General features: G+C 38.1%; 24 protein-coding genes, 1 pseudogene and 1 riboswitch. Of the genes and pseudogenes, 3 read left to right on the top strand and 22 right to left on the bottom strand.

Annotated features, from left to right (window positions below; genetic code table 11):
* Positions 1-161: 161 nt before the first annotated feature.
* Positions 162-734, bottom strand: a complete 573-nt coding sequence (gene thiT / locus BT1A1_RS08500; protein WP_034770042.1) for an energy-coupled thiamine transporter ThiT — start codon at positions 732-734, stop codon at positions 162-164.
* A 65-nt stretch (positions 735-799) separates the two neighbouring features.
* Positions 800-914, bottom strand: a riboswitch (TPP riboswitch).
* Positions 915-1158: 244 nt separating this feature from the next.
* Complete coding sequence (locus BT1A1_RS08495; RefSeq protein WP_051989070.1) at positions 1159-2544, bottom strand: S1C family serine protease; 1386 nt, start codon at positions 2542-2544, stop codon at positions 1159-1161.
* Between the two features lie 524 nt (positions 2545-3068).
* On the opposite strand from BT1A1_RS08495, the gene BT1A1_RS08490 reads away from it, so the two are divergent.
* The gene (locus BT1A1_RS08490; protein WP_034770038.1) at positions 3069-3380 is read left to right on the top strand and encodes a winged helix-turn-helix transcriptional regulator; all 312 of its coding nucleotides are present in this window, start codon (positions 3069-3071) and stop codon (positions 3378-3380) included.
* Between the two features lie 84 nt (positions 3381-3464).
* Here BT1A1_RS08490 and BT1A1_RS08485 read toward each other — a convergent pair whose 3' ends face one another.
* Positions 3465-3998, bottom strand: coding sequence for a YceI family protein (locus tag BT1A1_RS08485; RefSeq protein ID WP_034770035.1), 534 nt, complete (start codon positions 3996-3998; stop codon positions 3465-3467).
* A 344-nt stretch (positions 3999-4342) separates the two neighbouring features.
* Complete coding sequence (locus BT1A1_RS08480; protein WP_034770034.1) at positions 4343-4807, bottom strand: NUDIX hydrolase; 465 nt, start codon at positions 4805-4807, stop codon at positions 4343-4345.
* A 206-nt stretch (positions 4808-5013) separates the two neighbouring features.
* Here BT1A1_RS08480 and BT1A1_RS08475 point away from each other — a divergent pair, with 206 nt between their 5' ends.
* On the top strand, positions 5014-5424 hold the full coding sequence (locus BT1A1_RS08475) for a bis(5'-nucleosyl)-tetraphosphatase (protein ID WP_034770032.1): 411 nt from the start codon (positions 5014-5016) through the stop codon (positions 5422-5424).
* A 51-nt stretch (positions 5425-5475) separates the two neighbouring features.
* Here BT1A1_RS08475 and BT1A1_RS08470 read toward each other — a convergent pair whose 3' ends face one another.
* From BT1A1_RS08470 to BT1A1_RS08460, 3 genes are all read right to left on the bottom strand, one after another.
* On the bottom strand, positions 5476-6624 hold the full coding sequence (locus tag BT1A1_RS08470; protein WP_034770030.1) for a saccharopine dehydrogenase family protein: 1149 nt from the start codon (positions 6622-6624) through the stop codon (positions 5476-5478).
* A 467-nt stretch (positions 6625-7091) separates the two neighbouring features.
* A complete protein-coding gene (locus BT1A1_RS08465; protein WP_034770028.1) occupies positions 7092-8300 on the bottom strand; it encodes an acyl-CoA dehydrogenase family protein in 1209 nt (402 codons plus the stop codon).
* A 462-nt stretch (positions 8301-8762) separates the two neighbouring features.
* Positions 8763-9005 carry a YkuS family protein gene (locus tag BT1A1_RS08460; RefSeq protein WP_034770026.1) on the bottom strand — a complete coding sequence of 81 codons (243 nt, stop codon included), beginning with the start codon at positions 9003-9005 and terminating at the stop codon, positions 8763-8765.
* Positions 9006-9122: 117 nt separating this feature from the next.
* On the opposite strand from BT1A1_RS08460, the pseudogene BT1A1_RS08455 reads away from it, so the two are divergent.
* Positions 9123-9518 (top strand): annotated as a pseudogene (locus BT1A1_RS08455) (SDR family oxidoreductase); the annotation flags it as partial.
* A 283-nt stretch (positions 9519-9801) separates the two neighbouring features.
* On the opposite strand, the gene BT1A1_RS08450 reads toward BT1A1_RS08455, so the two are convergent.
* From BT1A1_RS08450 to BT1A1_RS08380, 15 genes are all read right to left on the bottom strand, one after another.
* Entirely contained in the window at positions 9802-10812 is a 1011-nt protein-coding gene (locus tag BT1A1_RS08450; RefSeq protein ID WP_034770024.1) for an NADP-dependent oxidoreductase, read from the bottom strand.
* A 20-nt stretch (positions 10813-10832) separates the two neighbouring features.
* Complete coding sequence (locus BT1A1_RS08445) at positions 10833-11240, bottom strand: acyl-CoA thioesterase (protein ID WP_034770023.1); 408 nt, start codon at positions 11238-11240, stop codon at positions 10833-10835.
* A 33-nt stretch (positions 11241-11273) separates the two neighbouring features.
* Positions 11274-12017 (bottom strand): SDR family NAD(P)-dependent oxidoreductase, encoded by a 744-nt coding sequence (locus tag BT1A1_RS08440; RefSeq protein ID WP_034770021.1) that lies wholly within the window; start codon positions 12015-12017, stop codon positions 11274-11276.
* Between the two features lie 30 nt (positions 12018-12047).
* Positions 12048-13034 (bottom strand): NADPH:quinone oxidoreductase family protein, encoded by a 987-nt coding sequence (locus BT1A1_RS08435; protein ID WP_034770020.1) that lies wholly within the window; start codon positions 13032-13034, stop codon positions 12048-12050.
* A gap of 67 nt (positions 13035-13101) precedes the next feature.
* The gene (locus tag BT1A1_RS08430; RefSeq protein WP_034770018.1) at positions 13102-14754 is read right to left on the bottom strand and encodes an AMP-binding protein; all 1653 of its coding nucleotides are present in this window, start codon (positions 14752-14754) and stop codon (positions 13102-13104) included.
* 138 nt (positions 14755-14892) lie between these two features.
* On the bottom strand, positions 14893-16506 hold the full coding sequence (locus BT1A1_RS08425) for a long-chain-fatty-acid--CoA ligase (protein WP_034770016.1): 1614 nt from the start codon (positions 16504-16506) through the stop codon (positions 14893-14895).
* Between the two features lie 117 nt (positions 16507-16623).
* A complete protein-coding gene (locus tag BT1A1_RS08420) occupies positions 16624-18297 on the bottom strand; it encodes a long-chain-fatty-acid--CoA ligase (RefSeq protein ID WP_034770014.1) in 1674 nt (557 codons plus the stop codon).
* Between the two features lies 1 nt (position 18298).
* On the bottom strand, positions 18299-19060 hold the full coding sequence (locus BT1A1_RS08415; RefSeq protein ID WP_034770013.1) for a 2-phosphosulfolactate phosphatase: 762 nt from the start codon (positions 19058-19060) through the stop codon (positions 18299-18301).
* A gap of 4 nt (positions 19061-19064) precedes the next feature.
* Positions 19065-20132 carry a phosphotransferase family protein gene (locus BT1A1_RS08410; RefSeq protein ID WP_231553320.1) on the bottom strand — a complete coding sequence of 356 codons (1068 nt, stop codon included), beginning with the start codon at positions 20130-20132 and terminating at the stop codon, positions 19065-19067.
* 178 nt (positions 20133-20310) lie between these two features.
* Entirely contained in the window at positions 20311-20883 is a 573-nt protein-coding gene (locus tag BT1A1_RS08405; protein WP_034770012.1) for a TetR/AcrR family transcriptional regulator, read from the bottom strand.
* A gap of 160 nt (positions 20884-21043) precedes the next feature.
* Positions 21044-21823: an SDR family oxidoreductase gene (locus BT1A1_RS08400; RefSeq protein ID WP_034770011.1), complete on the bottom strand. Its 780-nt coding sequence runs from the start codon at positions 21821-21823 to the stop codon at positions 21044-21046.
* A gap of 22 nt (positions 21824-21845) precedes the next feature.
* The gene (locus BT1A1_RS08395) at positions 21846-23054 is read right to left on the bottom strand and encodes an acyl-CoA dehydrogenase (protein ID WP_034770009.1); all 1209 of its coding nucleotides are present in this window, start codon (positions 23052-23054) and stop codon (positions 21846-21848) included.
* 244 nt (positions 23055-23298) lie between these two features.
* Positions 23299-23598 carry a hypothetical protein gene (locus tag BT1A1_RS08390; RefSeq protein WP_051989069.1) on the bottom strand — a complete coding sequence of 100 codons (300 nt, stop codon included), beginning with the start codon at positions 23596-23598 and terminating at the stop codon, positions 23299-23301.
* 228 nt (positions 23599-23826) lie between these two features.
* Complete coding sequence (locus BT1A1_RS08385) at positions 23827-24387, bottom strand: DNA-3-methyladenine glycosylase I (RefSeq protein WP_034770007.1); 561 nt, start codon at positions 24385-24387, stop codon at positions 23827-23829.
* A 28-nt stretch (positions 24388-24415) separates the two neighbouring features.
* Entirely contained in the window at positions 24416-24925 is a 510-nt protein-coding gene (locus BT1A1_RS08380) for an acyl-CoA thioesterase (protein WP_034770006.1), read from the bottom strand.
* Positions 24926-24987: the final 62 nt, after the last annotated feature.

Here is a 24987-nt window from a genome sequence, read left to right as displayed (position 1 = left end):
AAACAGTTCCCATTTTTTAACTTTTTTGAATGGATATAAGCGGGCGCTCGGAGCTAGACAATAAAACTGATCCCGAGTTATTTACCTGTATTTTTATACTTTCTTATACTAAAATAAAACAGGGGCTGCTCCTAATTGGATAGCCCCCTTCCTTATTTACTTTATTGGTTTCGGCTTACTGTTAAAACTCGTGGAGATGCTGACAAAAGAAACGCCATAACAAACGAACAGAACAAAAATGAACCCAACCAAGCCGAGCCATTTACGATTAAAGAATATACCCAAGCCGGCTGTCCTTCAGGTGCGTAACTTCCCCAAAAAACGATTCCGGCAATGTAATGCCATATATATCTAGCAACACTACCGATAAACATAGCGAGAACAGCAAAACCTAAACCGGCCAATTTTTGTCCTTCACGAAATTTCCTTTGTATTACATTCATAAATAAGCCGGCAAATCCGACACAAGCAAATGCAACAAAATATTCAACAAGAAATTGGAACCAGTGAAGAAAAGTAACATCTCCTGTTACTACTTGCAGCAGTCCCCAAAGCAACCCGGATACTACACCATATCGGAATCCCCAACGGAAAGAAACGATAAATACCGGTACCATAGCAAATGACATACTAATCCATGGTCCCAATTGAATTGACGGCAACAAATCAATGATCAGTGCCAATGCCGCCATAATGGCAGACTCAATTAATGGTTGTAATTGTTTTGAACGCATAAAAAAACCTCCTATGTTTTTTTATCAAACGTTCCATAGGAAGCTAAGAAAAGTAGAAAATAAATCCTACCTCTCTTCCACAATCCCTACGCTAGTATTAACTAGACAGGTTCAAAGGGTCTGAATAGCTCTCTTTACGATTGCTATTCACTCTCAGCAACAGCTCCCCCTGTGGAAACGTTGATTTAATTGTCAAAAATATTATAGTACAAATCTTGGAAAATGGAAAGTTTTTAAAAACAAACATATTCAAAAAGGGAACTTTATTCTTTGGTGGGAATCAATATCCTCACTGATTATTTGACCGAACCAATCGGACGTTTTATAGGTTTCCTCGCGCCCGTTTGACTGAAATCTTAATAGGAGTACTAATTCCCATAAAAAACGGGAAGGATTCGTACTACTCCCTCCCGTTTCCCTATCTTTAGCTTGAGGTCGTTTCCACCGTTACAGTTTGTTTATTTCCATCTCGGTAAAAATCGATTTTAACGGAATCACCCGGTGTTACTTTGCTATATAAATATTTTCTTAATTCGGTAACATTTTTTATTTCATTTCCATCAATGCCAACAATGACATCATTTACTTTCAAACCTGCTTTAGCAGCCGGTGAGTCCGGTTCAACAGCGGCAACGACGATACCGTTTTCCAAGTTTCCAAACATACTCTGACGATAAAATTGAACAATATTCGATACATCATACATTTGAATACCTAAATATGGCCGTTTAATTTCACCGTTATTAATCAACTCTTCAGCAATTGGAATTACATCATTACTCGGAATCGCAAATCCTAAACCTTCCACACCGTCCTCAGCAATTTTTAAACTATTAATTCCGATAACTTCCCCATTTGCATTAATCAAAGCACCACCACTATTGCCGGGATTAATGGCTGCATCCGTTTGAATAGCCGTGATTTCCCATTCCCCTGCGGATGTATTAACTGATATCGAACGTTCGGTAGCACTGACAATCCCTTGGGTTACCGTTCTTGAAAACTCTTCACCAAGCGGATTTCCAATCGCAATCACCTCATCACCGGTACGCAATTGACTGGAATCTCCAAAACTAGCTACTTCATTAACATATTTTCCGTCAATTTTCAGAACTGCTAAGTCGGTCAATGCATCGGCACCAACGACTTCTGCTTTTACTTTTTCACCGCTATATAATGATACTTGAATCTCGTTTGCCCCTTCGATGACATGATTATTTGTAATAATGTAACCATATTTATCATCCTTCTTAAAAATGACACCCGAACCCGATCCGGTTTGAACACTTTCTGATTGCAAATTAAACTGACTTTGCATTTTTTGAAGATTAATAACACCAACAATGGTCGGTGACATTTCTTCAACGATATCGGCAATGGTTGCTTGATCTGCTTTTGTAAACGTGCTCGTATACACCGCATCTTTTGAAACCGGTTGAACTACTTTCGCGTCTGATGTCGTATCTCCATCATCATTTCCATTTGCCGGAAATCCAAAATAAGAAACAAGACCAACTGTTAATACAGAACTTATGATACCAACTAATAAATTTGATCCGATTGTTTTGACATTGAATTTCCTTTTCTTCTTATTTCTATCCTCATTCAAATGATCGTTCGGGTCACTGCTTGTATTTGTTGAAGAATGACGAACAGTTTCTTGGGAATTTGCATGTTCCTCGTTTGTTTGTAAATCATTCCCATCCGATTGTTTTGTCGTTTTATTCATCGCATTTTGATCAACATTTTGATCGTTATCAATTGGTTTGTCGAAAGATTCATCATGATTTTTGTTTGTGAAATCTTCCATGTTTATTAACCTCCCCTCTCTTTTTTCTACAATTATTTTAGACAAAAATTATGAATAAATTATGAATAGAAGTAGAAAAAAAATGAAAAATGTAACGGAATTTATAAAAAAACACTTACCAAAAATAATTAAATATCATCCAATTCAATCATCTAGGTGAGAAAAATGACCTATAGGATTTGAACGATTCATGTTATTATGATTATAAAGTGAAACTTCCATCAGTAGGGTTTTTCTCCATCCCCACTGATGGTTAGTCGAACCAATCGGACCTTTACGGGGCATTTCAACGCTACCTATCTTCTTGGTAAACTAGAAAATCTTGAGGTGGGGGTGTTGACTCACCATTAAGATGGGATAAACTTGCTTACGTAGATCGTATTCTTTTTTAGTTAATAGGAAAGTATAAATTTTTCAATTTCTACTTTCCTAACGCATAAGTGCTCTTGCGGCTCTGCTCTCACCTAAAGGCTCGGCAGTCGCCGAGTTTTCTTTAGATAAAATCATGTTAAAGTGGGGTGATGATGTTGGAACCGACACTTTGTCCACGGGTAGAAAAGGCCTTTGAAATCATTGGGAAACGATGGACAGGATTAATTATTTACCAATTAATGAATGGTCCCATGCGGTTCTGTGAAATCGAAAGTTCCATACCGATTAGCGGCAGACTCCTTTCAGAACGCCTTAAGGATCTGGAAAAACTGGGGATTGTATCAAGACAAGTATTCCCGGAAGTGCCGGTCCGGGTGGAATACTCATTAACGGAAAAAGGATTGGCATTAAATCCGGTGATGAAGGAATTACAAACTTGGGCACTGAAGTATATAGATGTATAAGTAAATGTAGTGAAAAAATTAACTAAAAAACAACAAAAATGCCAGCTGACCACTTTTCTTCTTGTGATCACCTGGCAGATTTGCTTATCCTTTTGTTGCTTCGAGTTCAAGCGAGATGTTTACTTCATTACCAACAAGTACGCCGCCGGTTTCTAGTGCAGCATTCCATGTTAATCCATAATTGCTTCGATTGATTTGTCCGCTGACAGAAAAACCAGCAGTTTCAGCACCAGTCATCGGATTTTTAGATAATCCAACGAGCTCCACTTTGAATGTTTCTGATCGTGTAACACCATGAATGGTCAAATCACCGGTCACATCATATTCATTATCCCTTGTTTTGACTATCTTTGTAGAAGAAAACGTTAATTTTGGGTATTTTTCTACATCAAAAAAGTCTGCAGATTTTAAATGTCCATCACGGTCTTGGTTTCTTGTGTCAATGCTTGCCAAATCAACGACAAAATCAATATTTGCGGTTGTTAAATCGGTCGGGTCAGCCTCAATTGTTGCATCAAACGTATGGAACGTTCCTTTCACTTTTGAAATCATCATATGTTTTACAGAAAAATCAACACTGCTATGAGCTGCATCTAAAACCCATTTTTCTTTTGCCATAATTAATTCCTCCATTTCAACTTACTTTATGTAAGCTTATTTATATACATAAGTATAAGAGCAAAAGAAATTACTGTCAATTAAAATATCTCGATTTAAAAATATTTTTTTAGAAATAAATTAACCCTGAATGTTAGCCTCGGCTTTACGAAAAATTTATTGGCACTGAAATTTTGAGCGTTTTGATATTATTTCGCCTATTAATAAACGGAAGAAAATAGACAGCAACTTTTGCTCAATCCATATCAAAAATTGCAGCAACTACATGGATGTATTCGGTTAACACTTTTTCAAGCTATGAAATGAGTACAACACCTCTCCTAAGAAAGGTGTTGCTTGTTTTTTCATATGTTTTTATAATGCTTACTTAAAAATTCATCCAAGATTACTTTATGGCCTTTTACCAATTGTCCGGGCAGGTTATCCGGATGGCAAAATCGGACCGATACCGATTCTGAAAAATCGACCTTCATTTCCCCTGAAAAATGCTTTGTATAATATGCAACAGTAACCATAAAAAACTCATCCCCATTTTGTGCACGGACAAAATATTCCGGTCCTGAATACACATTAATAAATTGTAATTGATCAACGACGAGACTGGTTTCTTCAAATACTTCCCGACGTGCTGTTTCTTCCGTTGTTTCTCCCAGTTCCATTAACCCACCCGGTAATCCCCAAAAACCAGTAGGATATGTTCTTTCCTGTAATAAAATTTCACCTTCATCATTTACAATAACAGTAACAGAACCTACCAAAATAATAGGTCTTGATCCAATAATTTTACGTAAATCCTCAACATAGCCCACATGAATAACTCCTGTCATTTTATTTTTCTATCTGTATTATATTAATTAATTGCTTCATTGAAAAGAAATCAAGGATAGGAGCTTAAATTACTATTCCATTAAAATTTTGCAAAGATTAATAAACAATCATACAGCCTTGGTCTTTTTTTGTTATAATATTGATTAATTGGTAAAGAAAGGATTGTTTAAAAGAAAGGATTGTTTATATGAAAAGAGAAAAATCTTGCGGTGCCATTGTTTTTACATCAGAAGAACCTCACAAAGTTCTGCTTATTAAACATCAAAACGGCGGGCATTGGGCATTTCCTAAGGGACATGTGGAAGAGGACGAAACTGAAACTGAAACTGCCCTCCGTGAAATTGCAGAAGAAACCGGTCTTCAAGTTGAATTGGATACGAACTTTCGCAAAGTGGTTACTTATTCTCCTGCCGAGGGCGTTTTAAAAGAGGTTATTTATTTTCTTGCTTACACAAAACCAACTGCCATTCATCGTCAACTGGAGGAAGTAAGTGATGCAAAATGGTTCCCGTTATCTGAAGCCATCGACAAAGTGACCTTCGATAATGACAAACATATTCTTAAAGCTGCGATTGATTATATAAAAAAACCAGAGTAAAAATGCTCTGGTCATCTAGAAATTTGAGATCTTGTTAGCCAAGGTCTCCATTCAACTTAAATTTTCCGATATAACCACACCACGCTTTTTCATTTCTTCAATATAAATATCACCGGGAACAATTTGTTCAGGTGGATAAACGCCTCTTTTTGTAATAATACCATTTGCAATCATTTGTGCAACAACTGAAATCGTATTCGCTGTTGCTCTCGCCATCGCGGTGATATTTTTAGTCGAATCCTTAAATGTCACCATTTCATACGTATAAGTAGCTGGATTTAAATCTTTTTCCCCTGAAACGATTACCCGTAATAAAGTGACATCGTCTTTATCTTTTAATTCAACAATCGGATCTAGGACCTTTAATAGTACTTTCCTTGGATTAATGGTTTTTCCGTCAACTTCAACTTCATAATCTGTTCTTGTAAGATTTAAATCAACAAGTAATTTCATCTTTTTCGCATGACCTGGATAACGAATCGTTTTATATTCCAATGTTTCTAATTCCGGATAAGAAATAGATAATGTTGAAGTTCCGCCTGATGTATGAAAGGCTTCCAGTGGACCAAATTTTTCAAAATAAATCGGTTCTATTTCAGATAACGATGGTACAACCATTAATTTTCCATTACGAATAATTAAAGAAGGATCAGTGTAGTGATCAAGTAAACCTTCCATTGAGAACACATGATTGTATTCTAATGGTGGATCCGGTCTTACCGGAATTCCGCCCACGTACAATTTTACCGCTGTTGCTTTATCAAGCTTACTGTATCCATAACCTGATAAAATATTAATCATACCCGGAGCTACCCCTAAATCAGGGATAATGGTAACTCCGGCGTTTTTCGCATCATTTTTTAGTGCAAGTACTTTATCCGTCATATGACCGATATGACCACCTAAATCTACAGAATGAACACCCACTTTAATTGCTGTTTTTGCGACGATTTCATTAAACGAGTAAAATAGTGCATTAATAATACAATCAAATTGACTCATAAAATTCGCCAGTTCTTCTTCATTACGAGCATCGACTTGAAAGGGAGTCAATTTTTGAGATTGAATTTGTTCACATACTGTTTTTGCACGGTTAAAATCAAGATCAGCCAATCCGACAGTCGTTACACCGGAACTTTCCACCAAGTCCCGGGCTGCTTCTTTGCCCATAAGTCCAGAGCCTAACACACCGATTTTCATCACAATACTCCTTTCTGTATTTTTTATATTGCGACAAGTCAAAAAGTTTGTGACCATTAATTTTATTCATTCTAATAATCACGATGACTTTACTAGTTGTTTAACTGATTCAGTATCATTTTGAACCGTTTGTAAGTTGCTGCTTTAGTAGGAAATCTTGACATGATATAGTATTGGAATATTTTGCCATTAATCTGGTTTCATTTGTAGTTGAAAGTTTAGCGGGGTTCAGTAAGGTGGAATAAAGTGAAATTTCCATCAAGGGAGTTCTCTATCCCCACTGATGGTTAGCTGTACCAATCAGGCACTTATCTTCCCCCCTACATCCTTGATTTCTCTTAAGCCTCAAGGGGAAAATTTAGTGACCGTTTATGCGGGATAAATTTTCAGTAAAAAGACGAAAGGGGTAAGAAATGCAAATTGCAACAAACAAGGATGAAATACCCCTTTTATTATCAATTTGAGTTTTACTTGATATTCAGTTCATTGTTACCTTCCCAAGCTGGTAGCATTTTGTTTAATGGTTTATCCTTTCGATAACCTAACACATACTCTGCTTGCATAATTGTATGGATTTCTCTTGTTCCTTCATAAATAACCGGTGCTTTCGAATTCCGTAAAAATCGTTCTACCGGATATTCATCGGAGTAACCGTAGGCTCCGTGAATTTGGACAGCATCATCGGCAGCTTTATTGGCAAAGTCACATGCCTGCCACTTTGCGAGTGAGGTTTCACGTGTATTACGTTTTCCTTGATTTTTCAACTCCCCAGCCTTATAAACAAGTAGTCTGCTCATTTGTAAACCTGCTTCCATATTGGCAATCATTTGCTGGACTAATTGATGTTTACCGATAGGTTCTCCGAACGTTTCCCTTTCATGACAATACTTTACACTTGCTTCCAGACAGGCCATGATTTGACCAACTGCACCGGCAGCAACCGTAAAACGGCCGTTATCGAGGGCAGACATCGCAATTTTGAATCCTTCACCTTCTTCACCAAGTAAGTTTTCTTTTGGTATTTTCATATTTTCAAAAAATAACTCCCCCGTATTACCGGAACGAATCCCTAATTTTCCTTTAATAGCTTTAGATGAAAAACCTTCCCAAGTCCGTTCCACAATGAATGCGGACATCCCGTGATATTTCTTTGTTTTATCGGTATAAGCAAATACGATAAAATAATCGGCAATATCACAAAGGGAAATCCATGTTTTTTGACCGTTAAGAATATAATACTCTCCTTCTTTTTTCGCGGTTGTTTGAATAGAAGCCACATCTGAACCTGCCGCCGGTTCCGTCAACCCGAATGCGCCAATTTTTTCCCCTTTCGCCTGTGGAACCAAATATTTTTGCTTTTGTTCTTCAGTACCCCATTGCAGTAAAGTTAAACTATTTAGTCCGGAGTGGACAGAAACCGCCGTCCGGAAAGCTGTATCTCCTCTTTCCAATTCCTCACAGACAATGGCAAGTGAATTATAATCCATGCCACTCCCACCGTATTTTTCCGGAATGCAAACGCCCATTAAACCAAGTTCACGCAGCTTATCGAAAATTTCGCGAGGGAATCCACCGGAACGATCCCATTCACGAATATAGGGAACAATCTCTTTATCTACAAAGCTTCTAACTGTTTCTCTTAGCATATTTTGTTCTTCGGTAAAATCAAAGTTCAATTTTTTTCATCTCCTATAAATAGTCCAAGTGATAATTTTAAACAATCGTGACAAAACTCCTGTTATAGTCGTGCGTAAAAAACAGTGCATTCATTTTCCACATGTCTCAGCAATGCGTTTTTACTCAGCTCCCTTCAATAAAATTTATGTTTTCCTCCATAAAATTATTTGTAAATCCCAATCATTTCTTTAACAAAAAAACCAGTTCAATAAATGACACGGAATAGATGATGTCATTATGAACTGGCAAAGTGATCTGCTTTTTGGCAGACCTGCAAAATGATGGAGGAAACACAAGTAACTAACAATAGAATGTTAAAACATGTGTTATTACTGTTTATTTTAATACAAAACCAAATATTTGTAAACGTTTTCTTTTTATTTTTGGGATTGATTATGAGCCTTCCGGATTTCAAGGTTTTATCATGAAGCGAAAAGGCAAAATACAATCCTAAGTATAAATTAACTTAGTCTGCTTTCCACTTGACGGCAAACTTCTTCAGCACTTAATCCACTGGCTTCAATGACTGAACCTTGTGTAACCGTATTATGCATCCCCATCATATTGGAGTCCAGACCTGTTACTACACAACAATCGCAACCGGAAGCATCGTTTTCATTTTTCAATTCTACCACATCATATCCTTTTTCCATTAATGCATGTTTTACATCTGTCAAAGAAGACGCAACACCGATTTTTGGCATACATTCCACCTCCTCATAGATAATTTTGCCTTTCGTGTCAAATTTATACATTTATTCATCATAATGACAAATCAATCATATTTTCCACTTTTTTGGCAATGATAACCTCATAGTAGATATTTTTATCTTACAAAAGCTTCCCTTCCCGATTTACAAAAAGGAAGTGTCATTATTAATACTTCCAGTGTTACCGCCTATCTAGGAAACGCGACTTTACTAGACTACTCAGCAACGAAAGGAGCAATTGTTTCATTTACGAGATCACTTTCCGCTTCTCTCGTGAAACAAGGAATACGTGTTAATTCGATTGCACCTAGTCCAATTTGGACACCACTCATTCCATCTACCTTTACAAGTGATCAAGTAGCAACGTTCGGGTCAACTACTCCGATGCAAAGAGCCGGTCAACCTGCTGAACTCGCCCCTGCCTATGTATTTTTAGCCAGCGAAGATTCCTCTTATATGACGGGTCAAGTTTTACACATAAACGGTGGGGAAATTGTTAACGGATAATCGAAGTGATTGACGAAAGTACATTCATCCGGTTGCTATAAGGTCAATTGTTACACTTATAATTTGATTTTATTGAGAATGCACAAAAAAACTTTATTTTGAGAGAAACATTATTTTATTTTTTTATTAATATCAAAAAAGAAGTCAAATTGTTACATACTTATTGAGAAATCGTTGAGTTCGGTACGTAAAACGCAAGAAAAAAATTTTATTGAAAAAGCTGCTTACTTATTCAATTAGGAGCTGGCCTTTTTGCACAGCTCCTAAATAGTATTTTTAAGAATTACTCATTTGATACTCGGACTAGTTGTTTTCCAATGTTTTTTCCATAAAATAAATCGATAAATGCATCCGGTGCGTTTTCCAACCCGTCAATAATCGTTTCCCGATATTTCAATTTACCTTCACTCACCCATTTTGCCAAGTCACGGTATCCTTCCGCAAAACGTTTAGAATAATTGGAAACAATAAATCCTTGCATTAAAATACTACGGGTTACTAACAGGCTTTGGAAACGTGGTCCATATTCAATTTTTTCATTATTATATTGAGAAATGTCACCACAAAGGACGATGCGCGAATGGAAATTCATAAAGCGCATCACTAGATCGGAAATTTCTCCGCCAACATTATCAAAATAAACGTCAATACCATTTGGGCAAGCTGTTTTTAACGCCTGCTTTATTTGATCTGTTTTATAATTGATAACTGCATCAAATCCCAGCTCTTCTTTTAAATATGCGATTTTTTCCTGGGAACCGGCAATACCAACGACATGACAACCTTTTAGTTTCGCAATTTGGCCGACAACCATGCCGACTGCACCGGCTGCCCCTGAGATGACAACCGTTTCCCCTTCTTTTGGTTTTCCAATATCTAGCAGCCCGAAATAAGCGGTTAAACCCGGCATTCCGATAACGCCGAGCGCTGTCGAAATCGGTGCTAAGTTCGGATCCACTTTTCGAATGTGGCGCCCGTTTGAAACGGAGTAATCCGCCCAATCAAGTTGCCCTTCTACAATATCCCCTTCTTGGAAATTCGAATGTTTCGATTCGACAATTTTACCGACTACCCCGCCGGTTAAAACTTTACCTACTTCAAACGGGTCAACATATGTTTTTATCCCGGTCATTCTTCCACGCATATAAGGGTCGACGGATAAAAAGATTGTTTGAATTAAAATTTCTCCTTCCTTAATCTCAGGGATAGCCTCTGTTACGATTTGGAAGTTTTCTTTTGTCGGCATTCCGCTTGGCCGGCTACCTAAAATGATACGTCTGTTTTCATTTTTCATTTGAAACCCCTCACTTTCAATTACTGTGGCTGTAAAAATTGTTCTAAATTGGTCCGAACGACTTCCGGAATCGGCATTGTTTTTTGCTGTTCAAAATCGAAACTAACGAGTGTGGCTGTTCCCTTTGCGATGATGGTTCCCGAATCAGCATTGGTAATGAGATGTTCGACGGTAAAACTTTTATTTCCAATATTAGAAACAGTGGTCGCCACCTTTAATGTTTGACCTGCATAGCTCTGAGCAATATAATCACATTTTGTTGAAGCTAATATTAAATTTAATCCGGGTAAGGATTCATGATGACCGTAACCCAGTTCATTGAAAAATTTTGTCCGTGCTTCTTCCATATATAAAAAATAACTTGTATTATTTACATGTCCGGCCGCATCGGTTTCACTAAAACGGACATATACTTCAATTTCGTGCATAGCTAGTCTCCTTTTCTATTAAATTATGTATTTCTAAAGGTTTAATGTTCCTCCATCAATGATTAATGTTTCACCGGTTATAAAGGAGGATTCGTCTGAGGCCAGGAATAACACTGCATTAGCAATCTCTTCCGGTTTTCCGACTCTTCTTAATGCATTTGCCGTTGAAAGAATCGGCCATTTTTCCGACTTCTTCCAATCTTCAACGATATCTGTATCAATAATTCCGGGGGCGATGGCATTCACTCGTATATTTTTTCTGCCAAACTCGGTCGCGGCCGTTTTTGTTAAAGCGATGACACTGCTTTTGGATGCTGAGTAGGCGCTAACAAGCTTTTGTCCCTTTATCCCGGCGATGCTTGCTGTATTAATAATGGAACTGCCCGGCTCCATTTTTGGAATGACGTATTTCATTCCCAGAAAGACACCGGTCAAATTGATATTAATTACCTGTTGCCATTCTTCCAAAGAAACATCGGGCAATTTTTTCTCCATACTGCCTACCCCTGCATTGTTAAAAAGAATATCAATTTTTCCGAATGTATTCATTGTTGCTTCTGCCAATGACTGAACTTCATCCGGTTTGGACATATCTACTTTTATAAATAATGCGTCACCTCCCCTTTCTTTAATCATGCTGACAGTTTCGCTGCCTTTTGCTTCCTGAATATCAGAAATAACGACCCGAGCACCTTCTTCAACAAATTTTAATGCAGTGGCACGGCCGATTCCTCCCCCACCGCCTGTAATAATGGCAACTTTATTCTGTAACCTCATCCAATCTTCCTTTCTATCTTTATTGAATTTCTATTTTGATATATTTACAATTAACTTTCCGTATGTTTTCCGCTCGGCCAAAATTTCTAATGCTTCCGGAACTTCTTTTAAATCAAATTCACGATAGATAAGAGGATGAATCTTTCCTTGTTCATAAAGGTTCATTAACTTCTGATGGATTTCTTTTACTCTTTCCGGATAAAGCTTTGCAAACAATCCCCAATGGACACCAACAATGGAATAGTTTTTTACCAATGCGTGGTTCACCGGAGCATCTGAAATTCTTCCGCCGGCAAAACCAATGACAAGGATTCTTCCATCAAAGGCAATACATTTTCGGGATTTGTCGAATACATCCCCACCGACCGGATCATAAATAACGTCTGCTCCTCGCCCATTAGTTTCTTTCTTAACAATATCCACAAAGTCATCACGTGTATAATCGATAGCAACATCTGCTCCCAATTGTTGACAAATTTTTACTTTCTCAGCTCCGCCCGCCGTAGCAATTACTTTTGCTCCAATCGCCTTACCAAGTTGGATGGCAGCAGAACCAACTCCACCAGCTCCGGCATGAACGAGTAATACCTCACCAGTTTTAAGATTTGCCCGATGATGCAGTGCATAGTAAGTCGTTTGATAGGTAATAAATATTCCGGCAGCTTCCGAACTTGACATTGAATCCGGAATTTCGTAGACGGAATGTTCCGGAATGACGACATACTCCGATAAACCGCCATTTGGTAAACCGGGGGTAGCAAGAACACGTGTGCCTATTTTGACATTGCAACCTTCCCCAACATCTCTGACAACCCCGGAAATTTCAGAACCCGGAGTGAAAGGAAGCGGGGGTTTTTCCTGGTATTTTCCTTGACAAAGTAAAATATCAAAGAAATTTAATGCCGCCGCTTCAACTTCTATTAAAACTTTTCCCGGTTCAACAGATGGAACCGGCACTTCTTGCAATGCCAATACCTCTTTCGGTTCGCCTAATTTTGTCACTTTCCAACTTTGCATACTGCATATACCTCCCTTTTTAATCGGTTCGTCTGGAAAATCAGATAAGTTCAATTTGCTACAGCAATCATTTTAAAAGCCTTCGCAAAACTTTCCCTGAAGAAGTTGCGGATAATTGGTCAATAAACTCAATAAAACGGGGATATTTGTAGGCAGCCATGTTTTCTTTCGCCCATTTCATCATTTCAAGTTCAGTAATTTTTCCTTTATATTCCGGCTTTAAAACGACAAAGGCCTTAACACTTTCTCCGCGCACTTCATCAGGAACACCAATTACTGCAACTTGCAAGACGGCAGCATGTCTACTCATTAACGCTTCAACATCTTCAGGGAATACACTATATCCGGAAGATTTTATCATTTCCTTGGAACGACCAAGAAAATATAAAAAGCCGTCTTCATCAAATTTACCAATATCTCCGGTAAATACCCATCCATTGCGCAAAGTTTTTGTTGTTGCCTCCGGATTGTTAAAATACCCTTTAAAAACACCGGGATTTTTAATAACAATCTCACCTTGTTTCCCGGTAGGTAAATCTTCCCCAGTAACAGTATCTACTATCCTTATTTCCGTTTCATAGGTGGGAATTCCACATGAACCATATTTGACTTTATCCATTGGCATGAACGTATCGCATGTATGTGTTTCACTTAATCCATATGATGCTTCAAAAAGGGGACAACCATTTGTTCGTTGTTTCCATGCATTGGCCAATTTTTCATCCACTTTCATTCCAAAACTTGTGGCAAAATTTAATTCAAGAGAAGTTAAATCTCGTTGTTCAATGCCGGGAACGTTTAATATTGCAGCATTCATTAAGGCAATCGTATACAATTTATTAATTTTGTAAATTTCTATTGCTTTTATTGCTGCTTCCACATCAAATCTTGTTAGTAAAATACATGTTGATGCAGAATAAACAGGAATATTTACTCCCATCACCATTCCTGCAATATGGCATAATGGAGCTGTGGCTAGTGTACGGTCTGTTTTATTGAGTTGGTACGTATTCACGGTTGCTGCAGTTTTAAATAGAGCATTACCATAGGTTAGCATGGCTGCTTTCGGCCTGCCGGTTGTACCTGATGTAAAAACCATCAAACTGACGTCTTCCCAAACATCGATTTTAGCTGTTGTATCTAATGGTTCATGAGCCTTTATTACTTCTAACATGTCAAAACTTTTCGAATTACTTGGCTCTTTAGGTATCTTCAATTCATTAGGGACGGGTAATGTAATTTGATCACTTAAAAAATCACGATAATTTGTCGTTATAATCAGTTGCAGTGTTGAAACTTGGTCCATCATCTTTTCAACAATTGGAAATAACTCTTGACTCGTAATTAATGCCTTAATCCCTACTTCATTTATCGAGTATTCCAATTCAGCTTCTTTATACATTGGATTCAGTGGAACAACGACAGCACCTAGCATTTGTATGGCATAATGGCCAATTAAATATTGCGGACAATTTTGCATATATAATGCGATTCTATCCCCTTTGACAATTTGTTTCGATTTTAGGAAGTTTGCGAATTTAAGAGAGCTCTCACATAACTGTTTCCATGTGATATGATTCCCATAATAAACATACCCAGTTTCATTGGGGTAGTCCGTTGCATTTTGTATTAAATATTCGTGTAATGGTCTTTCACCAAGACGATACTCTAGTGTTTCCGGGATAAATTTTGGCCAACTCTTTTTTAGTACGGAACTCAAACTAACCACACCTCCAACGCATATGAACGGGAATTTTTAAACAGGTCCTCTTCTAAATTTCCTTTCAACAAAGAGGACCCGTTTCCAAACAACTGTCTGAATGTTTATAGTCTTATATAACACTTTCAACTAATTGAATTACTCTGAAACTTTCGCAGATTCTTCTCTAATCTTTCTTCTTAAAATTTTACCAACGCTTGTTTTTGGTAATTCTGACCGAAACTCAACAATTCTCGGTACTTTAAAAGCAGCCAATTTTTCACGGCAAAAACTGATTAATTCATCTTCTGATACTTGTTGACCTTCTTTTAAAACGACGACAGCTTTTACGGTTTCACCTCGATAGGCATCCGGTACACCGACCACAACCGCTTCTTTAATCGCCGGATGTTGGTAAATCACTTCTTCTACATCACGGGGATATATATTATACCCGCTGGCAATAATCATATCTTTTTTCCGATCAACAATGTAGACATAGCCATCTTCATCCATGTAGGCAATATCACCGGTATAAAGCCATCCATCCCGAAGTGTATTCGCTGTTTCCTCAGGCATATTCCAGTATCCTTTCATCACTTGCGGTCCTTTTATAATCAATTCGCCTATTTCGCCGGGCTTTAATTCTTTTATACCATCGCCCAAATCGACAATTTTATAATCGGTGGATGGAACACCAATACCTACGCTGCCCGGCTTCCTCGGACCAAATGCCGGATTACAATGTGTTGTCGGTGAACTTTCTGACAGTCCATACCCTTCCAGAATCTTTGCCCCGGTTTTCTCTTCAAAGGTACGCATTAATTCCACATGCATCGGTGCACTGCCGCTATTACAAATTGAAATGCTGTCAAGACCGTATTCATTTACTTTCGGATGGTTGATTAATGCGATATACATTGTCGGCACACCCGGGAAGGAAGTCGGTTTTGTTTCTTTAATCGTTTGCAATACTTCTTCAATTTCGAATCGTGGTAACAAAATATTAAGTGCACCGGTATAGATTGCCAAATTCATACAGGACGTCATCCCGTATACGTGGAACAATGGAATAACAGTCAACATACGATCTTGCCCCGGTTTAATCTCATCTTTAAAATACTCATAACACTGGATTACATTGGCCAGTAAATTTCGATGGGTAAGCATGGCCCCTTTCGAACGTCCGGTTGTTCCACCGGTATATTGCAATACGGCAACATCTTCACTAGCTTGAATCATTACCGGTGTCGGCGGTTTTTTTACTGATTTTAAAAAGCTGGCAAAATCAATTGAGAACTCATCCACTGCTTCTTTTCCCTCAAAATTCACAGTAATAACGCGTTTAACAGAAGTGTTTGCAATAATTTGTTTCAGTACCGGCAACAATGGTTCATAGATCACAATGACTTTTGCTCCGGAATCCCGTAAAATGTATTCCAATTCGTTCGATGTATACATCGGATTTACTTGGGTTACAATTCCACCCGTTTGTAAAATTCCGTAATAGCTAATGATATACTGAGGACAATTCGGTAACATAATTGCTGCCCGATCTCCTTTTTCAAACCCATCCTGTTGCAGGCAAGATGCAAATGCACCGGCCAGTTCCCCTAACTTAGTATAAGAAATTTCTTGTCCGAAGAAATAAAGGGCCGGATGATTAGGATATTTCTTAACTGTTTCGACCAACATTTCAGGCAATGATTGATTGGGAATCTCCAACTCCGGGCGAATATGTTTTGGATAATGCTTATGCCAGACTTTTTCCATATTACCAACCTCCAAAATCGATTTAATAGATAGCGCTTACATCCAATTGCAAGATTACAAGTTTTTCTCCTTCACATCAAAATATTCATGCTAAGCATTTTTCATGCTTAATTGTAATTAGATTGAAGCTGTTTTTTGTTCCATTGCCTCTTTTTGAAGAACTCTCCATAATATTTTTCCGCTACTTGTGGTCGGGAATGTTTCACGAAACTCTACTATTTTAGGAACTTTATAACTTGCCATTTTTCCCTTTGCCCATTCAATGATTTCCTGTTCAGTAACTTTACCTTTTGCATTTTCTTTCAAAATGATATAAGCTTTCACGGTTTCTCCTCGTCTTGGATCAGGGGCACTGACAATACAAGCTTGTTGAACAGCAGGATGTTCATAAAGAATCGACTCTACTTCTGTCGGCCAAACTTTGAAACCGGAAGCATTAATCATCCGTTTTAATCGATCAACCATAAAAAAGTATCCTTCTTCATCCATTTTTACAATATCACCGGTCCGAAAAAATAATTTTCCATCAATCTCAATATGGGCTTCTTTATTTTCTTCATCCCGTTGATAATACCCTTTAAACACTTGGGGACCATTGACAACGAGTTCACCTTCCTGATTAGGACCAAGTTCCTTTCCGGTTCCAATATCAATAATTCTTGCATCTGTATTGAAGGATGGAATCCCAAGACATTGCATTTTTGGCCGGTCTGGCGGATTGAAATGGGTATGTGACATAGTTTCAGTTAATCCGTATCCTTCAACATATTGTAAACCGGTTCTTTTGTATAAATTTTCTCCAACAGCCTGTGGTACTGTTGCTCCGCCGCCTCCAATGACTTGTAAAGATGAAAGATCATATTCTTTAAGATTTGGATTTGCTAAAAAGTCAATTAACATCGTACTAATATTGATCCAGTGCGAACATTGAAACTGTTCGATCGCTTTTGCCGCATAATCTCTGTCCCATCTTGTAAATAAAATAATCGTACTGCCTGCATAAATCGGTGCAAGAAGACTGTGAATAAGTCCTGTCACATGAAAAAGCGGTAAAGTCGTTAAAGCTACTGCATCTGCGGTCACATTCATCCACTGGTAAGCACTGACCGTATTGGCCTGAATGGTTTTATTTGTATGGACACACCCTTTTGGCAATCCGGTTGTCCCGGATGTATATGGAATAGCAGCAACATCATCTGCTAAACCAGTATAAGGGGATGGTGAAAATCCGGTCTTTTGAACTTCTTGCCATGAAATGTCTTGTGACAATGTTTGACGTGGTGCCTTTACTTCTGGAGGTAAATTGCCTATCGCTTGTTCTTCGCTTGCATAGTCTGAATATGTGGTCACAATAATATTTTGAAGCGATGTGAAACCTTTGAGCGGTGCCACTTTTTCATATAATTCCTGACTGACCAAGGCATGTTTAATCTGACAATCCTTAATATAAAATTCTAAATCCTTTGTCAAACTCATCGGATTAATTGGAACAACAACTGCACGAACCCGTAATATAGCAAAAAAACTGATGATGAACTGCGGTGAATTTTGCATAAACAGTAAAATCTTTTCATTCGACTTTACTTGAAGTACTTTTTCCAAATATCCGGCTAACCTTTCGACTTCATCAAGCAATTGTTTGTACGTATAAGATTTCCCGTAATAGTGTAAAGCTTGTTTTTGCGGATATTTCTTAGTGGTTATAACTAAATTTTCATAAAGTGTTGTTTTCGGTACTGTTAAAGTTTTTGGCAACCGTGCCGGCCAATACTGAAAATGAGTTGAATTCATCTTATTCCTCCCTTTTATTTGCGACTTTTTCTTTCTTTATCGATATCAATCTTTTCTCTTCTAAAATCAAAATAAGTGGCAAAACGCCTTTTTGACTGACAAATAACAGATCTTCGTCATAATGGTATTTTTGTAAATTCATACCTACCCGTGATTGACGGAGAATTTCATAGGAGTCTTCAGCTCTATTTTCATAAAATAATTTTGCCGCCAATGAACTATCGGTTAACTCAACCTTTTCTTCGCCGAATTCCTTAACAAATTGTGCAATGAAATAACCGGCACCATAGAAATCTTCTAAACAAAAAGTGTTTGATGAGCCTGAACAAACTACGATAATCGTTTCTTGATGAATATTCCTTGCAATATGTTTACTTACTGCTTCACCATTAAGCAAGGAAGCAACATAGAGTTTTTTGGCATTTGAAGAATTTCTAATGGCTACCGTTCCATTTGTAGTTGATAAAATAACCGTTTTCCCTGAGACCTGCTTTTTAAATACAGAAGGCAAAGGATCGAAAAAGCCTTCAATAGTAATTCCGTTATGTTCCCCTATTAAAACGACTTCATCAGGAGGATACTTCCTTGCTTCCTGTAATGCTTCGGTCGCGTCCAAAACAGGGATAACCTGTTTTGCATCATAATGAAAACAAGAAGCAATGACAGATGTGGCCATGAGCACATCAAATACAACGGCAATTTTTTCCTCATTCATTTGTACCGTGTCGATTTCTTCTTTTTTTAAAAGTGTATGGATTTTCAATGGTTCACACACCTTTACTATAGTTCAAAGCATGATGAATCAAACTTTCAACTGTTTTTTGAAATTTGGCAAAACGTGGATCACTTGTTTGCCCTCTTTTATATCGATAATAGATTTGTTGACAAATAACCGCTAGTTTAAAATAAGCAAAGGTCAAATAGAATTGGATATGACTTAAATCCCTGCCACTCTTCTTTGCATATCGTTCAATAAATTCTTCTCGTGTAAAGAAGCCTTCTTTCGTTGTTACTGATTCCGCACCGAATGCTTTTTTCAATTCATCAGGATCCTTTTCTTCCACCCAATAGCTAAGAGCGGCGCCAAGATCAGCGAAAGGATCACCAATTGTTGTCATCTCCCAGTCAAATAGTCCGACCATTTCATTAAAATCAGGCGAGAACATGGCATTATTTAATTTATAATCATAATGAATAATCGTCGGTTCCGGGGATGTCGGAATTTTTTTCGCAAGCCAATTGGTTAACTCTTCTACACCGCGAATTTCATCGGTTTTGGAAAGTTCGTACCGTTTTGTCCAACCGGCTACTTGCCTTTCCATAAATCCATCCGGTTTCGCCATCGTTATTAGTTCTGTCTTTCGGTAATCAATTTCATGCAGTTCTACGAGTTTATCAACCATCAATATCGACAGGTTCCGTCCCAATTGTGGGGTATAGTTCACCCATTCAGGAAATTCGGTATCGACAACAACCCCTTTTCTCCGTTCCATGATAAAGAAAGGACTTCCAATAATTGATTCATCATCCGAAAAAATGTATGGTTTTGGAGCTGTCGGATAATACGGATGAAGGCTTGTTAAAATCCGATATTCACGGTGCATGTCATGTGCTTTCGGTGCAACCGGTCCGTGGGGAGGCCGTCTTAGAACCGCTTCCCAATTTCCGATCCGTAATAAATAAGTTAAATTGGAATGACCTGCCCCGAATTGTTCAATCTCCAACGGTCCATCAGGAATAAACGGTAAATTTTCTTTTAAAAATTTTGTCAGTGTCTCTTTATCTAATTCTTCCCCTTTTCTGACACTGATTGTATCATGATAGGAATATCCCACAATCCGCACCATCCTTTACGCTATGATTTCGTTCGTCCAATTTAGCTGAAAAGGAAGAAACCAGAGCAATCCTTTCCGCTTATTGATTTTTTTAACAACAGAGAATCTACTTATCTGTAATTCTGACGAGCACTTTCTAGTTCTTTTCAAAAACGTTTTGTGTGATTGTTAGCTTTCGTTAATGATCTTTATCCAGTAAACCTGTAAGCAGCAATTCTGAATAAATTTTCACCAGTTGATCCGGCGGGATTTCTCCAGCCGGGGTGTACCAGTTGTAACTCCAGTTTGTCAGTCCAAGGAGAGCAAACGCTAATATATCTGCTGGGAGCTGATTTTTGAAAACACCTTGTTCCTCCCCTGTTCTGATAACCATTTCAATATTTTTACGAAATTGTTTTCGAATCTTTTTAATCGTATTGATATGATTTTCGGATAAATGTCTCATTTCCCGAAAATAAATACGTGCCCGGGGTCCATTTTCGATAAGATCGTCAATTAACAGCCGAATAATTTCGATCAGCTGCTCCTTTGGTGACAGCGTTTTATTTGCGATTATTTTTGTTTGTCTGTCCAATAGGTTCGTAATGTATTCATTATAAATATCCATCAATAATTGTTCTTTGCTGGAAAAATAATAATAAAAAGAGCCCTTCGTTACTCCTAACTCATCGACAATATCTTGAATAGACGTCGTACTGAAACCTTTCTTTTCAAACAATTCAATTGCTTTTTCAATTATTTTTTCTTTCATCTGCTTTAAACCTCGCTTGATTGTAAATTCACTTTTTTTATCGTCTATCCATAATCATTCTCTACCCTACCTCGCCAGTAACACCCCCACCTCATCATTTTCAAGTTGACAAAGAGATTGGTGGGGATATAGAAACCCACCTTGATGGAAGTTTCACTTATCAGGCGTAAGCACTCGATCCTCCGTCGACCTTAATAATCTCTCCTGTCACAAAGTCCGACGCTCTTGAGGCCAAGAATAGTGCAGCACCTTTTAAGTCTTCATTACTGCCGAATCGCTTCAAAGGTGTGTTCGCCAGAATTTTGTCTCCTCCTTTTTCTATTAACGCATTTGACATTTTCGATGGGAAAAATCCGGGCGCAATTCCATTTACATGAATATTGTATTGTCCCCATTTTACTGCCAAATCTTTAGTAAATGTTATCACTGCACCTTTACTTGTATTGTAACCAATCGTATTCATCACTTCCGGATTCGTACCGCCAAACCCGGCAATGGAAGCAATATTAATGATTTTACCGCTTCCCTGATTAATCATGATTCTTCCTGCTTCTCTACTCATTAAATATGTACCCGTTATATTTACATTAATAACTTTCTGCCAAGCTTCAAAAGGCATATCGAGAACAGGCGCCCCCCAAGTGGCTCCACTATTGTTGACCAAAATATCAACGGTGCCAAATTGCTTAACCGTTTCATCGACAACCTTCTTTACATCATCATGTTTACTGACATCACAGGCTAAAGCTATTGAGTCAATTCCAAAATTCTTTTTTAACTCTTCACTTTTTTCTTGGCATTGTTCCAGTCTTCTGGAACAAATCACTACATTTGCTCCGGCTTCAGCAAATGCCTCTGCAATTTGCGCACCTAGTCCTCTACCTCCACCGGTTACAATAGCTGTTTTGCCATCCAATCTGAATAAATCAAAAACTCCCATTTGAATTCCTCCATTCTCCTTATTATGAATATTTCTTCAGCTCCAATTTTGCAATTTGCCGGCGATGCACTTCATCCGGACCATCGGCAATCCGAAGTGTTCTTGCATTTGCCCAATGATAAGCCAAGGTGAAATCATCACTGACCCCTGCTGCCCCAAATGCTTGAATGGCTCGATCAAGTACCCGTAAAGCCATGTTCGGTGCAACAACTTTGATCATCGCTATCTCCGTCTTAGCCTCTTTATTGCCGACTGTATCCATCATATATGCCGCTTTTAGTGTTAATAAACGTGCTTGTTCGATCTCAATTCTGGAATTGGCAATCCATTCTTGGATAACACCTTGTTCAGACAGTTTTTTTCCAAATGTCTCCCTTTCCTGAACACGCTTACACAAATCTTCCAGTGCACGTTCCGCCAGTCCGATTAATCGCATACAGTGGTGAATCCGACCTGGTCCGAGACGTCCCTGTGCAATCGCAAAACCTTTCCCTTCCCCCCAGATGATATTTTCAGCCGGTACCCTGACGTTTTCAAAGGTAATCTCCGCGTGTCCATGTGGGGCATCGTCATAACCGAAAACCGGAACCATTCGTTCAATCTTTACCCCCGGCGTATCCATTGGTACAAGAATCATTGATTGTTGCTCATGTCTTGGGGCATCCGGGTTTGTTTTCCCCATGACAATAGCAATTTTACAACGAGGATCGCCTGCCCCTGATGACCACCATTTTCTCCCATTGATGACATATTCGTCACCATCTTTCACAATACTAGTGGAGATATTCGTCGCATCACTGGACGCTACATCCGGTTCAGTCATGGAAAAACAAGAGCGAATCTCTCCGGTAAGCAAAGGTTCCAGCCATTCTTTTTTTTGTTTTTCAGACCCGTATCGTACTAACACTTCCATATTGCCAGTATCCGGTGCGTTACAGTTAAAGGATTCAGGCCCTACTACAGAACGCCCCATGATTTCACACAACGGGGCATATTCTAGATTTGTCAGCCCTGCCCCATATTCGTTGTCCGGCAAAAATAAATTCCATAACCCTTCAGCCTTTGCTTTTTGCTTTATTTCTTCAATAATTGGAGGAACTGAACCGAAACGGTCACTTTGTTGGTTTAATTGATTTCTATAAATCTTTTCATTTGGATAAATATACGCCTCCATGAATTCAGTCAATTTCTTTCTTAACTCTTGCACTTTATCAGAATACGAAAAATCCACTTGACATTCCTCCAGTACTCTTCAATTTCCGGAACATACTACATGGTATGTTCCGAATTTTAGTTATATTATAGCAAATATTAAAAGGTTTTCAACATTTTTTTAAAAAAATATTAATTACAATCTCTCTTTTTCTATTTATTTGAAAACTTTATCCCTTAAGGATAAAGTTAAACAAACGAAAAAATAAATAAGGAAGCAATGTCCTTCACTGCTTCCTCTGTTTTTGTTCCTTATAATCGATTTAGTATTGCCATTGTCCCCAATATCCAGGACCATATCCCCAATTATATTCTGGGCTCGGGTTGCCCCATCCACCATACCCGCCAAATCCACCATACGGGTAACCATATCCCCAGCTAATCGGATAGGGATAGAAGTGATGATGGCCATGATGGTGATGTCCGTGGTGATGATGGCCATGGTGATGATGCCCATGGTGATGGTGGTGGCCATGGTGATGCCCGTATTGTTGTCCACCATACCACCCGCCATATTGTCTTAACAGTTCTTCTTCACTAACAGGGTTATAAAATTGATCCATCTTTGCATACCTCCTCATAGTCAATACACCATAAGATTATGTACATAACCAAGTATAGGTGCATGACTATGAAGAAATGGGTTTATACCTATTTATCCCACCTTAACGGCAAGTCGACACCCCCACCTCAAGATTTTCGAATTTATAAAGAAGGTTGGTGGAGCGCGATGCGTCCGTTCGGGTCAACAAACTATCAGTAGGGTATGAAGAAACCCACTTATGAAAGTTTCACATTATTTCCTCGTAACAAAAACAAGATTGTATATGATCATTGACGATTCCGACAGCTTGCATATATGCGTAAACAATTGTAGGACCGACAAAAGAAAAACCATGTCTTTTTAATTCTTTGCTAATCTTGTGGCTTAGTTCCGTTTGACTTGGAACATCTGTACTTGTTTTCCACTCATTTTTAATCGGTTGCCCATCAACAAATCCCCACAAAAATGATGAAAAAGAACCATATTTCTTTTTTATCTCTATAAATGCTTGAGCATTACGAATGGTTGAACGAATTTTCCTTTCATTTCTAATTATTCCTTCATTCCGTAATAATTCTTGCACTTTTTCTTCTCCGTAACGGGCAATTTTTTCAACATCAAAGTTATCAAATGCCACCCGGTAATTCTCTCGTCTTTTTAAAATCGTAAGCCAATTCAGACCTGCTTGAGCACCTTCCAGAGTTAACATTTCAAATAATTTTTGGTCATCAAAAACAGGTCGTCCCCATTCAAAATCGTGATAATGAATATAAAGCAAATCATCTGTCACCCAATCACATCGATTCATGTCATTCGCTCCTCTATTCAACAAATTTTCAGTTTTTGCTTGATATTAAATCGATGAGACTTTTGCTTTGTAATCTTCTTGTTTTTCGATGTTTTGCCCGTTCTTCCCCGGTATCATGAAGCCATTTTTCATATTCTGTTTCAGGAACCACTTTCGGGACAGGATTTGGTTTCCCGTCTTCATTTAACGATACGAATGTTAAAAAAGAAAGTGCCGCTAATGATTTTTTCCCTGTCATTAAATGTTCAGAAGTTACTTTAACCAAAACTTCCATTGAAGAATTCCCTGTCCAAGTTACCATTGCCTCTAAAGTGACCGCATCGCCTTCCCGAATGGGTTTTATGAAATCAACAGAATCGATGGACGCAGTGACAACAGGTGTTTTGCATAACCTCAGTGCAGAAATGGAAGCAATATCATCTATGTATGAAATTAACTTACCGCCAAACAGTGTCCCATGCATATTCGTATCTTGCGGAAAAACAAGTGCCGTTTTAATTGCAATCGTATCTTTCATAAAAACTTTTTGTTGTTCCATTATTTTCACCTCGTTTTCATTATAACAACGATAAGGGAATGAAAGAAAGCTAATTATCGTAT

It is taken from the genome of Caldibacillus thermoamylovorans (assembly GCF_000751775.1).
In the GTDB taxonomy this organism is placed as follows: domain Bacteria; phylum Bacillota; class Bacilli; order Bacillales; family Caldibacillaceae; genus Caldifermentibacillus; species Caldifermentibacillus hisashii.
Note: the sequence above shows the minus strand (reverse complement) of the source record. Positions and strands in the feature narration are given on the sequence as shown.

What these genes read in the sequence shown, in the direction of transcription:
- thiT (WP_034770042.1), bottom strand. Translation starts at nt 734, where the DNA reads ATGCGTTCAAAACAATTACAACCATTAATTGAGTCTGCCATTATGGCG.
- BT1A1_RS08490 (WP_034770038.1), top strand. Translation starts at nt 3,069, where the DNA reads ATGTTGGAACCGACACTTTGTCCACGGGTAGAAAAGGCCTTTGAAATC.
- BT1A1_RS08425 (WP_034770016.1), bottom strand. Translation starts at nt 16,506, where the DNA reads ATGGAAAAAGTCTGGCATAAGCATTATCCAAAACATATTCGCCCGGAG.
- BT1A1_RS08460 (WP_034770026.1), bottom strand. Translation starts at nt 9,005, where the DNA reads ATGCCAAAAATCGGTGTTGCGTCTTCTTTGACAGATGTAAAACATGCA.
- BT1A1_RS08385 (WP_034770007.1), bottom strand. Translation starts at nt 24,387, where the DNA reads ATGAATCGATGTGATTGGGTGACAGATGATTTGCTTTATATTCATTAT.
- BT1A1_RS08405 (WP_034770012.1), bottom strand. Translation starts at nt 20,883, where the DNA reads ATGAAAGAAAAAATAATTGAAAAAGCAATTGAATTGTTTGAAAAGAAA.
- BT1A1_RS08440 (WP_034770021.1), bottom strand. Translation starts at nt 12,017, where the DNA reads ATGAGGTTACAGAATAAAGTTGCCATTATTACAGGCGGTGGGGGAGGA.
- BT1A1_RS08470 (WP_034770030.1), bottom strand. Translation starts at nt 6,624, where the DNA reads ATGAAAATCGGTGTGTTAGGCTCTGGACTTATGGGCAAAGAAGCAGCC.
- BT1A1_RS08450 (WP_034770024.1), bottom strand. Translation starts at nt 10,812, where the DNA reads ATGAAAAATGAAAACAGACGTATCATTTTAGGTAGCCGGCCAAGCGGA.
- BT1A1_RS08435 (WP_034770020.1), bottom strand. Translation starts at nt 13,034, where the DNA reads ATGCAAAGTTGGAAAGTGACAAAATTAGGCGAACCGAAAGAGGTATTG.
- BT1A1_RS08485 (WP_034770035.1), bottom strand. Translation starts at nt 3,998, where the DNA reads ATGGCAAAAGAAAAATGGGTTTTAGATGCAGCTCATAGCAGTGTTGAT.
- BT1A1_RS08400 (WP_034770011.1), bottom strand. Translation starts at nt 21,823, where the DNA reads ATGGGAGTTTTTGATTTATTCAGATTGGATGGCAAAACAGCTATTGTA.
- BT1A1_RS08475 (WP_034770032.1), top strand. Translation starts at nt 5,014, where the DNA reads ATGAAAAGAGAAAAATCTTGCGGTGCCATTGTTTTTACATCAGAAGAA.
- BT1A1_RS08420 (WP_034770014.1), bottom strand. Translation starts at nt 18,297, where the DNA reads ATGAATTCAACTCATTTTCAGTATTGGCCGGCACGGTTGCCAAAAACT.
- BT1A1_RS08380 (WP_034770006.1), bottom strand. Translation starts at nt 24,925, where the DNA reads ATGGAACAACAAAAAGTTTTTATGAAAGATACGATTGCAATTAAAACG.
- BT1A1_RS08445 (WP_034770023.1), bottom strand. Translation starts at nt 11,240, where the DNA reads ATGCACGAAATTGAAGTATATGTCCGTTTTAGTGAAACCGATGCGGCC.
- BT1A1_RS08495 (WP_051989070.1), bottom strand. Translation starts at nt 2,544, where the DNA reads ATGGAAGATTTCACAAACAAAAATCATGATGAATCTTTCGACAAACCA.
- BT1A1_RS08390 (WP_051989069.1), bottom strand. Translation starts at nt 23,598, where the DNA reads ATGGATCAATTTTATAACCCTGTTAGTGAAGAAGAACTGTTAAGACAA.